Source organism: Mesorhizobium sp. IMUNJ 23033 (assembly GCF_044778005.1).
Taxonomy (GTDB): domain Bacteria; phylum Pseudomonadota; class Alphaproteobacteria; order Rhizobiales; family Rhizobiaceae; genus Mesorhizobium; species Mesorhizobium amorphae_A.
This window is the reverse complement of the sequence record NZ_JBJACT010000016.1, coordinates 19,141-31,508: the sequence shown is the minus strand read 5'-3', so window position 1 is coordinate 31,508 and position 12,368 is coordinate 19,141. Positions and strand designations below refer to the sequence as shown.

The 12,368-nt window shown below is 63.9% G+C and carries 10 protein-coding genes; 3 read left to right on the top strand and 7 right to left on the bottom strand.

The genetic code is table 11. The annotated features are described in order from the left end of the window. Positions 1–222: 222 nt before the first annotated feature. Complete coding sequence (locus tag ACFX5Q_RS18365; protein ID WP_006202520.1) at positions 223–435, bottom strand: cold-shock protein; 213 nt, start codon at positions 433–435, stop codon at positions 223–225. Positions 436–972: 537 nt separating this feature from the next. Here ACFX5Q_RS18365 and ACFX5Q_RS18360 point away from each other — a divergent pair. After that, complete coding sequence (locus ACFX5Q_RS18360) at positions 973–1,380, top strand: Kazal-type serine protease inhibitor family protein (protein ID WP_404280320.1); 408 nt, start codon at positions 973–975, stop codon at positions 1,378–1,380. 267 nt (positions 1,381–1,647) lie between these two features. Then, positions 1,648–3,282, top strand: coding sequence for a tetratricopeptide repeat-containing sulfotransferase family protein (locus ACFX5Q_RS18355; protein ID WP_404280496.1), 1,635 nt, complete (start codon positions 1,648–1,650; stop codon positions 3,280–3,282). 35 nt (positions 3,283–3,317) lie between these two features. On the opposite strand, the gene ACFX5Q_RS18350 is transcribed toward ACFX5Q_RS18355, so the two are convergent. From ACFX5Q_RS18350 to ACFX5Q_RS18325, 6 genes are all read right to left on the bottom strand, one after another. Further along, complete coding sequence (locus ACFX5Q_RS18350; protein WP_404280318.1) at positions 3,318–3,671, bottom strand: DUF1428 domain-containing protein; 354 nt, start codon at positions 3,669–3,671, stop codon at positions 3,318–3,320. Between the two features lie 74 nt (positions 3,672–3,745). Further along, complete coding sequence (locus ACFX5Q_RS18345) at positions 3,746–4,171, bottom strand: VOC family protein (protein WP_404280316.1); 426 nt, start codon at positions 4,169–4,171, stop codon at positions 3,746–3,748. A 193-nt stretch (positions 4,172–4,364) separates the two neighbouring features. Continuing rightward, the gene (locus tag ACFX5Q_RS18340) at positions 4,365–4,538 is read right to left on the bottom strand and encodes a hypothetical protein (RefSeq protein ID WP_404280314.1); all 174 of its coding nucleotides are present in this window, start codon (positions 4,536–4,538) and stop codon (positions 4,365–4,367) included. 128 nt (positions 4,539–4,666) lie between these two features. Beyond that, positions 4,667–6,193, bottom strand: a complete 1,527-nt coding sequence (locus tag ACFX5Q_RS18335; protein WP_404280312.1) for an ABC-F family ATP-binding cassette domain-containing protein — start codon at positions 6,191–6,193, stop codon at positions 4,667–4,669. Between the two features lie 396 nt (positions 6,194–6,589). Further along, positions 6,590–9,730: an excinuclease ABC subunit UvrB gene (gene uvrB / locus ACFX5Q_RS18330; protein ID WP_404280310.1), complete on the bottom strand. Its 3,141-nt coding sequence runs from the start codon at positions 9,728–9,730 to the stop codon at positions 6,590–6,592. Between the two features lie 119 nt (positions 9,731–9,849). Then, positions 9,850–11,100, bottom strand: a complete 1,251-nt coding sequence (locus ACFX5Q_RS18325) for a hypothetical protein (RefSeq protein WP_404280308.1) — start codon at positions 11,098–11,100, stop codon at positions 9,850–9,852. A 165-nt stretch (positions 11,101–11,265) separates the two neighbouring features. Here ACFX5Q_RS18325 and ACFX5Q_RS18320 point away from each other — a divergent pair, with 165 nt between their 5' ends. Then, the gene (locus tag ACFX5Q_RS18320) at positions 11,266–12,321 is read left to right on the top strand and encodes a CapA family protein (RefSeq protein ID WP_404280306.1); all 1,056 of its coding nucleotides are present in this window, start codon (positions 11,266–11,268) and stop codon (positions 12,319–12,321) included. Positions 12,322–12,368: the final 47 nt, after the last annotated feature.

Below are 12,368 nucleotides of genomic sequence, written 5' to 3'. Positions count from 1 at the left end.
ACTCCAGTCTCGGGCCGGCAAATGCCCGAATGGAAATTTGTCCTTTATTTTAGCGCTATCGGCAAGAGAAAGTTTTTGCACGCGCCGGCAAGCATTTAGCGGCATGGAAAAGGCGCGACGGGTGACCGTCGCGCCTTCAAAAACTCAATCCCGGCCTGGAAGCCGGTTCATGACCTTGCAGCTTGCTTCGCTGGTCCGCGTGGACGAACGCGGTCAGACGGATCAGGCAGCGCGGAGATTGACCGCCTTCGGGCCCTTGCCCATGCGGTCGGGCTCGACGTCGAAAGTGACCTTCTGGCCGTCGACCAGCGTGCGCAGGCCCGAAGCCTCGATCGCCGAAATGTGGACGAACACGTCCTTGGCGCCGCCATCGGGCGTGATGAAGCCGAAGCCTTTGGTCGCGTTGAAGAATTTAACGGTGCCGGTCTGGGCCATTGGGGAAACTCCTTCACCCGTGTCAGTCTTGTGGTTTGCCCGCCGCCTGGCGCCGTGGGCAAGTCCCGGTGGTTGCTTCGGCAGTCATGCATTGGCGCATAGTCAAACCCCCCGCCGAAAACGGGGCCGTCAGAGATTCACAGTATCGGGGAAAGGTCGTCCAAAACGTTCCGCTCTCCGGGTCGCAAATGCCCGAACACAAAATTTATCGCACGGAAACGTGATGGTTGCAAGATAGGGGCCGCGAGGCACCCCGATGGGCGCATCGCAACGCAAGGCTTCGATAGACCTGGCCTCCGGTCCGGTCATCGGCCAGAGCTTGTTCGCGCATGGTCCAGCGCGAGCGCCATGGTGCCTGGGGCTCCACGAACGACGCTCCATGCGTTCGCGACTTCCGACAAACGGGGGTTGCATTTGGCAGGGGAATGACGAGGATCGGCAGGCGTGTTTTGCGTCGTGACGGGGGCTTTGGGACTCTGATTTTGCACATGATGCTTTCCGAACCTCCGGTTCGGGGGCATGCGCCGGGAGATATTCATGAAATTTCTTGCGACATTGTTCTCGCGACACGGTTTTGCTCTCCTGTTCCTGTCGGCACTTCTGGCGGCCTGCACCGTGGTGGTGGACGAGGGGCCTGGTCCGCGCCCGCGCCCACCAAGGCCGGAGCCGCAATTCTGCACCAGGGAATATGAGCCGGTCTGCGCCCGTCGTGGCGGCGACCGCCAGACCTTCGCCAATGCCTGCCTTGCCGATCGGGCCGGATACCGCATCGTGCGAGATGGCCCATGCCGCGACGGCGGCGGCGGCGGTGGTGACGAGCAGACATTCTGCACCCGCGAATACGCTCCGGTCTGTGCCCGCCGCCGTGGCGAACTGCGTACCTTCCCGAACGAATGCGAGGCTCGCGCGGCGGACTATCGCATCGTCGGCGACGGCCCGTGCTGAACGACGCAGGATCTCGCCATCCTGCAAGCGTCCACAAACAGGCGTCCCCATCTCTCCGTTTGGCGGGAGATGGGCGCGACGTGCCCGCCAGGTGTCATGACCCGCGCGGCAATGTCCGTGCGTCTTGAAACTGACGGCCGTATGGCTTAGGTCCGGCTGGCGGACAAACACGGCAGGTTTCCCATTAACAGAGATCAGAGAAGAGCGGCGGGGGCGGGCGCCAGATCGGGTTCCGGAGGGCAGCCGCCCACGGTGCTCGACCGGTATGTGCAGCAGGCGCTGCAACTGCACCAGACCGGGCGCCGGCAAGAGGCCGAGACGCTCTATCGGCAGGTGCTGGCGCAGAAGCCGAACCATGCCGCCGCGCTGCATTTCCTCGGGCTTTTGCTGCATCAGATCGGGCGAAGCGAGGAAGGGCTCGATCTCATCGAGCAGTCGGTGACCCTGCAGCCGAAGAATGCCGACTTCCTCAACAATTTCGGCACGGTCATGCGCGACCTTGGCCGTGTCGCTGCTGCCGTCGATTTCTTCCGTGGCGCAGTGGACATCCGGCCGGACCAGCTTGCGGCGCGCGACAATCTCGGCTCGGCGCTGAAGCAGCTCGGCCAGTTCGAGGGCGCGGAGGAGATCTATCGCGGCACAATCGGCCGCAACCCGTTCCATGTCCGTGCCCGCATCGGGCTTGCCGAAACGCTGCAGGAAGCGGGCCGGCTGGACGGGGCGCTCGCCGTCTTCCGCGAGGCGCTGACGTTCCGGCCGAAGGATGCCGAACTTCTGTATGGGCTGGGCGTCGGCATGATGGAAAAAGGCAAGCTTGGCGAGTCTGCCGATCTCGCCCGGCAGGCGCTGGCGATCGATCCCGGCATGGCGAAGGCCTGGCTGCTGCTGACGCAGGTCAAGCGTCAGCAGGAGCGCGACGCCGAGCTTGCCGGCATGGAGGCCCAGCATACCAAGGCGCCGGCAGGCAGCCTGGCGCGCATGCAGCTTTCGTTCGGCCTCGGCAAGGCGAATGACGATCTGAAGGATTATGGCCGCGCCTTCGATTATTTCGCCGAAGGCAACGCCATCCGACGCCAAGGCATCGCCTACGATGCGGCGAGGACGCGCGACGAATTCGAAGCGATGAAGGCGGTCTTCGACAAGGCCTTCTTCGACAAGCATAAGCCAAGCGAAATCGCCGGCGATACGCCGATCTTCGTCGTCGGCATGCCGCGCTCAGGCACCACGCTGGTCGAGCAGATCATCGCCAGCCACCCCCAGGTCTATGGCGCCGGCGAGCTCAGCATCCTGAAGACGGCGGTCGGCAAGCAGTTTCCGATGAGCATGCAAGGCGGCTTTCCATGGGGGATCGCCGACATGCCCGACAAGGCCTTCGCCGAGGCGGGCCAAGCCTATCTCGATATGCTGCACGCCCGCTATCCCGGCTTCCGGCACGTCACCGACAAGATGCCAGGCAACTTCCTGCTGGTCGGCTTCATCCATCTGATGCTGCCCAAGGCGAAGATCATCCATTGCGCGCGAGATGCTGCGGCGACCTGCCTGTCGATCTACAAGGTGCATTTCCGCGGCGACAGCCATCGCTATGGCTACGACCTTGGCGAGCTTGCCGACTTCCACAATCTCTACACCGACATCATGGCGCATTGGCGCACCGTGCTGCCGGGCGTCGTGCATGATGTGCGCTACGAGGATTTCGTCGCCGACCAGGAAGGCCAGACGCGGGCGCTGATCGCCCATCTCGGCCTGCCTTGGGACGATGCGGTGCTGTCGTTCCACGAGACCGACCGTCCCGTGCGCACGGCCTCTGCAGCGCAGGTGCGCCAGCCGATGTACCAGGGGTCAGTCGACCTGTGGAAGCGCTATGGCGACAGGCTGAAGCCGCTGCTGGACAAACTCAATTAGGGTGCTTCGATCTCGACCCACCCTAATTGAGACGCCTACAGCTCTATGAAGGGCTGGAAGCCACCGAAGATCATGCGCTTGACGTCGAAGGGCATAGTGGACCAGTCACCCTTCAGTCGCTCATCAGCCATCACCTTTGCCATCACTGCGTCGCGGCTCTGCCTGGATTCATAGACGACCCATGCGAAGATGACGATTTCGTCGTCCGTAGCCTGCACGGCGCGCGGGAACGAAGTAAGTTCGCCATAGGGCACGTCGTCGCCGGCGCATTCGACATAGGCAAGCGCGCCATGCTCCTTCCAGACGACACCGGCGGTGTTGGCCAGCTTCTTGTAGTCGTCGAGTCTTGCCTTGGGTACGGCAAGCAAGAAACCATCGACATAGGACATGGGGGTCTCCTTGATTGGTGCTTCGAGGCCGGCGGCAAAATCGCCGCCGGACGGGTGCTACCGGTGAAGAAGCCTCAGGCTTTCACGGGCGCGTTCATCGCCCATTCGACGCCGAAGGGATCGCGCATATTGCCCCAGCGATCGCCCCAGAACATCACTTGCAACGGCATGACAACTTCGCAGCCGGCATCGACGGCGCGCTGCCACCAGGCTTCGATTTCGTCGCTGCCGAGATGGAGCTGCATGGTGTAGCCCTGCGGTTTGACCGAGGACATGCCGTGCTCGGGATAGAAATCGGAAATCATCAGCGTCGAGCCGTTGATGTGAAGGTGGATGTGCATGGTGCGGCCCTGCTCATCCGGCGGATAGAAGAAGACCTGCTCGGCGCCGAAGGCCTTCTGGTAGAATTCGGCGGCCTTGAAGGCGCCGTCCAGCTGAAGGTAGGGCGTCAATCCGCCGAGGACTTTCGCGGCAGGCTGGGTTTGCGGCTGATCGTTCATCTTTTGCTCCTCTTTGCATTTGATTGGCCTTGCGAACCGTAGGACGAATGAAGTGGCGGCGATCCTACATGGCCGACGGGATTTTTTCAGTGCCGCGACCGAGGCGCCGGCCGTCGGCGGTTGAAGTGGCCCTGGAGCCTGTCAATGGCACGCCTGCCGCAATGGGCCGGGCAGCCGCTTTCATCTCGCTCGCTCAGGGAGCCCTGCAAATCCGAGGGCCGTTTTGCGGGTCGACGATGATTTCCGGCCAGCCGATATCCTTGCGCAATTCGATCGGCAGTGAAAGGAGCGCGCGCTCGCTGCGGTAACGGGCGCGGTTCGCCGCGTAGCGGGCCGCCATGCGGCCTATGGATGACAGAATGGACATGATGCTTTCTCCTCGATTGAAGCCGGCATCATCGTGTCGGCATCCCAAGGACGTGGCAGGCAAATGCGATCCTACAGATCGTCGAAAATTTTGGCCTGCCCACGACAGGCCGGCCCCTGGGCCTGTCGTCAGCTGACTGTCTCGGCCACCGAACGAAAGAAATCCTCGGGGCTGTCGACCTCCGTCAGCCGGCGCTTCTCGATCAGCCAGAAGCGGTTGCCGATGGCGCGGATGAAGGAGCGGTCGTGCGAGGCAAGCATGCAGCTTGCCTGATGAGCCAGCAGTTCCGCTTCCAGTGCTTCCTGGCCATCGATGTCGAGATGGTTGGTCGGCTCGTCGAGCAGATAGAAGTTGGGATTGGCAAGCCGAAGCGCCAGCATCATCAGCCGCGCCTTCTGGCCGCCGGACAGCATGCCGATCCTGCGCTCCTGCATGTCGATGGCGACACCGGCGCCGGCGAGCAGCGAGCGGGCGCGTTGCTCGCCGACATCGTATTTTCGCGAGACCATCGCCAGCGGCGTGTCGTTAGCGCTCATGCCCGACAGCGCCTGGTCGCTGTAGCCGAGCACCGTCGACGGCGTCACCTTCACGCTCTGCACGGTTTCGGGTTCGGCAATGGCATTGCGGATCAGGGTGACGAAACGGGACTTGCCGACGCCATTGCGGCCGAGCAGGACAATGCGGTCGCCTTGGCAGATATGGCGCTTGCCAGTCCTGAACAGCAACGTGCCGTCGGGTGTTTCGATCGCCGCATCTTCGAGCGTGATCAGCACTTTTGCGTGCGTCCCGCGATTGGCGAGCCTGATCGCGCCGGCCGATTTCTCGCGATGCGCGGGTGCTGCCGCCTCCTCCAGGCGCTCCGCCCGCTGGTTGAGTTGCTTGGTCTTGACCGTCAGCAGGTCGCTGCCCGAATTGATGCCGATATTGTTCAGCTTTGCCACCTGCCGGCGCAATTGCTGAGCCACCTTGATGTCGCGCTGGAATTTACGCTCCGTCGAGGCGTCAACGTCATCCAGCGCGTCGCGTGCCCGTGAATAGGGCAGGGAAAACACCGGCGACTGTTCGGGCCGTAGGAACAGCGTGCGGTTGGTGATGGCGTCGAGGAAGGCACGGTCATGGCTGGCGATGACGACAGGCACTTCGCGTGGCAGCGCGTTCAGCCAGGTTTCCAGCTGGCTGATTTTCGCGAGGTCGAGATGGTTGGTCGGCTCGTCGAGCAGCAGCACGTCCGGGTCGGTGACCCAGACGCGAGCGATCAGCGCCAGCCTCTGCCAGCCACCGCTCAAGGCCGACATCGGTCGCTCGCGCATTGGCTCGGGCACGTCGAGCGAATCCAGCACCACGTCGACGCGCCACAGTTCGCTCTCAGCCTGCTCGGCGGGCAAGGCGTCGGCCACGGCCTGATGAAAGCTGTAATCGAGGAGAGCGTCCGGGATGGATTGTTCGACATGGCCGATGCGCAGGCCACGCGTGCGGGTGATGTCGCCAAAGGTCGGTTCCATCGCGCCGGTCAGGCATTTGAGCAAGGTCGACTTGCCGCGGCCATTGGCGGCAACGATGCCGAGCCGGTCGCCTGTGCCGATGGTGAGGTCGAGGTTGGAGAAGAGCGGCGCACTCATGGTGACGCCGAGGGATTTGAGGCTGATCAGGGCCATATCGATTTCTCTGGTCTGCCGGATAGTACCGGCTCAATGCACTTTGACGGTGCGCCCGCAGGCCATCAGGCCAAGCATTGCAGCACCACGAAGGGCAGACCAAAAATCGAAGCGGGAAAAACCCGGACCGTCCTGGTCAGCCCTGCAAGCTTGCTCGCAGGGCACAGACAGGGCCGCGCTGACGGTGGTGATCGATAAACACGCAGCCCTCCTTTCTGGACGTTGAGTGTGGCGAATGGCTACACCAAGGGCAGGGCAGATGGCAAGGGGGCGATGCAGGAGGGAGCGGGCGTTGAACCTGGCAATCTCCCCCCGTGTGGGGGAGATGTCCGGCAGGACAGAGGGGTCGCCGTCCCGCCAGCGTTTCGAACGATTTCGTGGCGCGGAGACCTGAAACTACCGCCCCGGCCTGCCGGTCTTGCCCGGCCGGCGCTTCTCGCGCCGGGCGTCGCCTGGGTCCTCGTAAGAACCAATGCCGGCGCGCTGACGAACAGTTGGTTTGTCGCCGCGTTCCTTCGCGCCCCCCTCTGTCCTGCCGGACATCTCCCCCACTTGGGGGGAGATCGGCTGGGGCTTTGCCGGCACCTTTCCTTCGACCGGCTTTTCCGTCCGACGCACCGTCATCTCGTCAAGCGAGTTCTTATTGAACAGCGGTTTGACCGGCTCGCCGGGAATGCCGAAGTCGGAGCCGTGCGCCTCGGCCGCCGACTGCTTCTTGAACAGTGAGCGCGAAACTGCGCCCGCCGGCGTCGGCATGTCGGTGCCCGGGCCCATGTCGTCAATCGACGGCTTGGCGAACAGTGGCTTCTTCACCGGTACGGTGCCATCGGCGCCCATCTCGTCGAGATTAGGCTTGCGGAAGAGGTTGGACCGGGCAGCCTTGGCCGCCTCTTCGGCGGCACGTGCCTCGTCGAGCTTGCGGAAACGCTCCTGTTCCTCTGATGTACGATGTTTGGCCACGCCCTTGTTGTGCTTGCCCTTTTCGCGGCCCGAAACCGGGCTTTCCATGTCGGCATATTTGGCCAGCGGATCGTCGGAGATCGACAGTTCCATCTCGCGCAGCCGCTTGATCTCGTCGCGGATGCGGGCTGCCTTCTCGAAGTCGAGGTTGGTGGCGGCGTCGCGCATCTGTTTCTCCATGGCGTCGAGATGGGCCTTGAGATTGTTGCCCATCATGGCGCCGGCGCTGTCGGTGAACTGCGAGATGTCGGCGCGGACATGGTCCTTCTCGTAGACCGAGTCCAGGATGTCGGAGATGCGCGACTTGACCGATTCCGGCGTGATGCCGTTGGCCGCGTTCCACTCCATCTGCTTTTCGCGGCGGCGGTTGGTCTCGGCCATTGCCCGCTCCATCGAGCCGGTGACCTGGTCGGCATAGAGGATGACCTTGCCGTCGACGTTTCTGGCGGCGCGGCCGATGGTCTGGATCAGCGAGGTTTCCGAACGCAGAAAACCTTCCTTGTCGGCATCGAGGATGGCGACGAAACCGCATTCGGGAATGTCAAGGCCCTCGCGCAAAAGGTTGATGCCGACCAGCACGTCGAAGGCGCCGAGGCGCAGGTCGCGCAGGATCTCGATGCGCTCCAGCGTGTCGATGTCGGAATGCATGTAGCGGACGCGGATGCCCTGTTCGTGCAGGTATTCGGTCAGGTCCTCGGCCATGCGCTTGGTCAGCACGGTAACCAGCGTGCGGTAGCCGGCCCTGGTGGTGTCGCGGATCTCGCCGACGACGTCGTCGACCTGGGTCTTGGCGGGACGCACCTCAACCGGCGGGTCAATCAAGCCGGTCGGGCGAATGACCTGCTCGGCGAAGACGCCGCCGGATTGCTCCAGTTCCCAGCCGCCGGGCGTTGCCGAAACGGCGACGGAAAGCGGGCGCATGGCATCCCATTCTTCGAAGCGCAGCGGCCGGTTGTCCATGCAGGAGGGCAGCCGGAATCCATACTCGGCCAGCGTCGCCTTGCGGCGAAAGTCGCCGCGATACATGCCGCCGATCTGCGGCACGGTGACGTGGCTTTCGTCGATGAAGACCAGCGCATTGTCGGGAATGTATTCGAACAGAGTCGGCGGCGGATCGCCTGGCTGGCGGCCGGTCAGATAGCGCGAATAATTCTCGATGCCGGCGCAGGAGCCGGTCGCTTCCAGCATCTCGAGGTCGAAGCGGGTACGCTGCTCCAGCCGCTGCGCTTCCAGCAGGCGGCCAGCCTTTTCAAGCTCTTGCAGCCGGTGCTTCAGTTCTTCCTTGATCGACTTGATGGCTTGATTCAAGGTCGGGCGCGGCGTCACGTAGTGCGAGTTGGCGTAGATCTTGACGCTCTTCAGCTCGCCGGTCTTCTGGCCGGTCAGCGGGTCGAACTCGGTGATCGACTCGATCTCGTCGCCGAACATCGAGATGCGCCAGGCGCGGTCTTCCAAGTGGGCCGGAAAGATCTCGATCGTGTCGCCGCGCACGCGGAACGAGCCGCGGACGAAATTGACGTCCTGGCGCTTGTATTGCTGGGCGACGAGATCGGCGAGCAAGGCGCGCTGGTCGAGCCGGTCGCCGATCTGCATCTGGAAGGTCATCGCCGTGTAGGTCTCGACCGAACCGATACCGTAGATGCAGGAGACCGAGGCGACGATGATGACGTCGTCGCGCTCGAGCAGCGAGCGCGTCGCCGAGTGGCGCATGCGGTCGATCTGCTCGTTGATCGAGGATTCCTTCTCGATGAAGGTGTCGGTGCGCGGCACGTAGGCTTCCGGCTGGTAATAGTCGTAGTAGGAGACGAAATACTCGACGGCGTTTTCCGGGAAGAATTTCTTGAACTCGGAATAGAGCTGCGCGGCCAGCGTCTTGTTGGGCGCCAGGATCAAGGCGGGGCGTTGCGTCTCCTCGATCACCTTGGCCATGGTGAAGGTCTTGCCGGAGCCGGTGACGCCGAGCAGTACCTGGGTGCGGTCGTTGCCGTCGACGCCCTCGACGAGATCCTTGATCGCCGTCGGCTGATCGCCTGCCGGCTCGAAATCCGATACCATCTTGATGGTGATGCCGCCTTCGGATTTTTCCGGGCGGGCAGGGCGGTGCGGCGTCCACAGCACGCCGTCCTTGTGGAGGGGATTGCCGGATTCAATGAGCGCGGAGAGCGCGGCCACCGTGGCGGTGACGCCGCTGGACGTCATCGTCTCGGCTTCTTCCAGCGAGATGTCGAGCCCGGCAACCGGGTTGAGACCGGCCGCGGTGCGCTCCCTGGCCGTCGCCGCGCCACCCATCGAGGTGCCACGCGCCGTCCGGCCAGGAGAGGCGGAGCGCTCGGGGATTTTCTTTGCGGCTTTCGGTTTCGGCTGCTGCTCGGCCTCGCGCTCGATCTGTTCGGCCCAGTCGGCGATCGAGCCGGTCAGCGGCGTACCGGAGAATTCGGTCTGCGGCGCCTCGGCAAAGCCGCCCTTGTGCAGCGGCTCCGAGGCATCGAGGAAATCGGTCAACGGGCTGCGCCGCTTCGGCGCGCCACGGTCGTCTTGCGCCGCCGAGGGCGTTTTCTTGTCGGGAAGTTTGGCCATGACCCGAATATGGGAGGACTCGGCCAAAATGGAAAGAGCGGAGTGAGGAGGGCTGCAAGGCCAGGTCAAGCTGCTGACAGAAGGCTGTCAGGAGCGGTGGCGTGCCGAGATGTACCCGCTCAGTTGAACCAAAGCGCGAAAGTCAAAAAGCCGGCGCCGCCGAACTGACGCTGGATCTGGTCGAACTCCTCGCCGGTCAGGATCTTGCCGCTTTCGAGATAGGGCGCGATGGCCGGGCCGGTGATCGACAGTACGAGGTCGAAGGGTTTCGGCTCGTCGAAGAAGCGCTTCATGTTGATGCCCTTGTCGGCGATGCGGAAGTGCGGCAGCAGCAAACGGCCTTCGAGCAGGTCCTCGGCTATGGTCAGCGCTGCCAACCAGGCTTGAACCTGTTCCTCGCCGACCTCGAGGCCGGTGAGCGGGTTGGCGCCCTTCTGCTGCGGGCCGGGCAGCCATTCTCGGTCATTGTCGGTCTCGGCGCGGATCGCCTTCCAGTCCTCGCGCGACAGCCGGATCATCTCGAGCAAATGGCGGCGCGCCGCTTGCCGCCGCTCCGGCTCGACCACCTGCCAGTTGATGAGATGCACCAGCGAAATGAAATCGGCAAAGCGCCATTCGGACGAAAAGATGCTGCCGTTCATGCCGCCGTCGAGCGGAACGAGCGTGTCTTGCAGCGGCAGTTTGGCGCGCGGAAACAGCATGTGGAACGAGCCGTCGAACATGCTCCTGAAATCATGCGCCAGCCAGAAATCGGCCTGCGCCATCAGGAACTCGGCATAGCCCTGCAGCCAGTAGCCGTCGGCACGATCGAAGCGGAAGGTGAGGGCGGGAGCGGCGGTGTCTTGCACACTGCCGCGCGACAGGGCCGCCATGATAGCGACGGCGCTTTCGTCCGGCGCGATCTGGCCATCCTCGTTGAGATCGATGCCGAGGCGGCCGAGGTCGATGGCCATGCCGATATCCGCATCGGCAGGCACCGAGCCCAGCGTGGCGGCGGATTTCTCCAGCCGGTCGCGGAAGGCGGTCAGGATGGCGCGGAATTCTTCGTAGGTCAGGGGCTCCGGGTTGGGATTGTCGGGCACGGGGAGCCGCATCAGCGGCAGCATGAAGGATTGCGGGCTGTCGAAACCGTGGCGGTGCAGGCCGCCTGCCAGGATCTCCAGCGCGGTGAAGAATTCGCCGGCGCCGGCGGCATAGGCCGACGCGGGATCACTGGGGGCGGCAGCTTCGAGCGCGGCGAGCGCGCCATTGCGGTCGGCCACGGTCTTGGCCTCGAACAGGGCTGCCGGATCGGGGGCGGCGGCGCTGGCGGAAACAAGCGGCAGCAGCAGGATGACGGCGGAGGCCATCAGGCTCGACAATCGCTTCATTGGGGTCCCTCCCGTTGCGATCCTGCCGCAACATACACGCATTCGGATCGCCGCGCCTGCCGGTCTTCAACCGCAACGATGCGACGGCGCGGGAGCCGACTGCCGACAGACGCGCTTCAACCGATCGGGCAGACAGTCTACACAAGGCAAACAACTGGGCGCCGCGTGTCGAACTATCCGCTCTCCTACAAATTGTCCTGGCTGCCGCGTTTCCTCCGGCCGTCGCTCAGTGGCGACGTAGGCGGTTTCGCACCGGCGGCCGGGATGCTGATCGAACCGCCGCCGGCGCGCATGGTGCAGCTGGCGTTCGTCGGCGATATTTCGGCCGTCGCCAATCGCAGTGCACCGGACTGCGATCCGGCGATCAAGGCGTTGCTTGCCTCCGCCGATCTGGTGGTCGGCAATTGCGAAAGCCCCATCGTCGAGCGGCCGAGCGCGGTGATGGGCACGCGGCTCGGCACGCATCATGCGATGACCGAACGCTTCCTCGCCGAGGCATTGGCGGCTGCCGGCATTGCGCGCGAAAAGCTCGTTCTGTCGCTGGCCAACAACCATGTGCTCGACCAGGGCGTCGCGGGTTTCGATGAGACGGTCGCTGCGTTGAAGCGACTGGGCATCCGCAGCATCGGCACGCTCGCCAAAGGTCCGGTCGAGCGGCTTGCGGTCGGGCCGCTGACCATAGGCTTTGCCGCCTTCACGCTATGGCGCAATGCCGATGCCGAAAAGTTCTCGGGCCGCGTGTCCATGCAAGGCGACCCGGCGCTGTGGCCGCCTGCTACGGCCAAGGGCGTCGATCTTGTCTGCGCGGTACCGCATTGGGACTGGGAGTTCCGGCATTTTCCGCGCGCCGAAACGCGGGCGCTGGCCAGGCAGTTGGCCGGGCACGGCGTCGGGCTGATCGCCGGGCACCACGCCCATGTCGTGCAGCCGGTCGAGCGGATCGGCGACACGCTTGTCGCCTACGGGCTTGGCGATTTTCTCGGTACCGCCTTTGCCCGCCAGCCATGGCCGGGCCGTATCGGCTCCATCTTCACCGTCGATGTCAGCGCCGACCTCGGCATGCGCGGCAAGATCGCCGCCTATCGAATGCATCCGTTCATGCGGCTGCGCGCCAGCGACCATGAGCGGCTGGTTCCGGTTAAGGCGCTGGAGGGTGGCATCCGCGACAAGGTCGACGCCCGGCTGAAGGCGATTTTTGGCGAGCAATTCGCAGGCGTGTGAAAGCCGCAGGCTGGCGACTTTCCGGCAAAAGCGGCTATCATACGACG

Coding starts and splice junctions, on each gene's coding strand:
- ACFX5Q_RS18335 (WP_404280312.1), bottom strand. CDS start 6,193: ATGGCCCTGATCAGCCTCAAATCCCTCGGCGTCACCATGAGTGCGCCG.
- ACFX5Q_RS18360 (WP_404280320.1), top strand. CDS start 973: ATGAAATTTCTTGCGACATTGTTCTCGCGACACGGTTTTGCTCTCCTG.
- uvrB (WP_404280310.1), bottom strand. CDS start 9,730: ATGGCCAAACTTCCCGACAAGAAAACGCCCTCGGCGGCGCAAGACGAC.
- ACFX5Q_RS18345 (WP_404280316.1), bottom strand. CDS start 4,171: ATGAACGATCAGCCGCAAACCCAGCCTGCCGCGAAAGTCCTCGGCGGA.
- ACFX5Q_RS18365 (WP_006202520.1), bottom strand. CDS start 435: ATGGCCCAGACCGGCACCGTTAAATTCTTCAACGCGACCAAAGGCTTC.
- ACFX5Q_RS18325 (WP_404280308.1), bottom strand. CDS start 11,100: ATGAAGCGATTGTCGAGCCTGATGGCCTCCGCCGTCATCCTGCTGCTG.
- ACFX5Q_RS18340 (WP_404280314.1), bottom strand. CDS start 4,538: ATGTCCATTCTGTCATCCATAGGCCGCATGGCGGCCCGCTACGCGGCG.
- ACFX5Q_RS18350 (WP_404280318.1), bottom strand. CDS start 3,671: ATGTCCTATGTCGATGGTTTCTTGCTTGCCGTACCCAAGGCAAGACTC.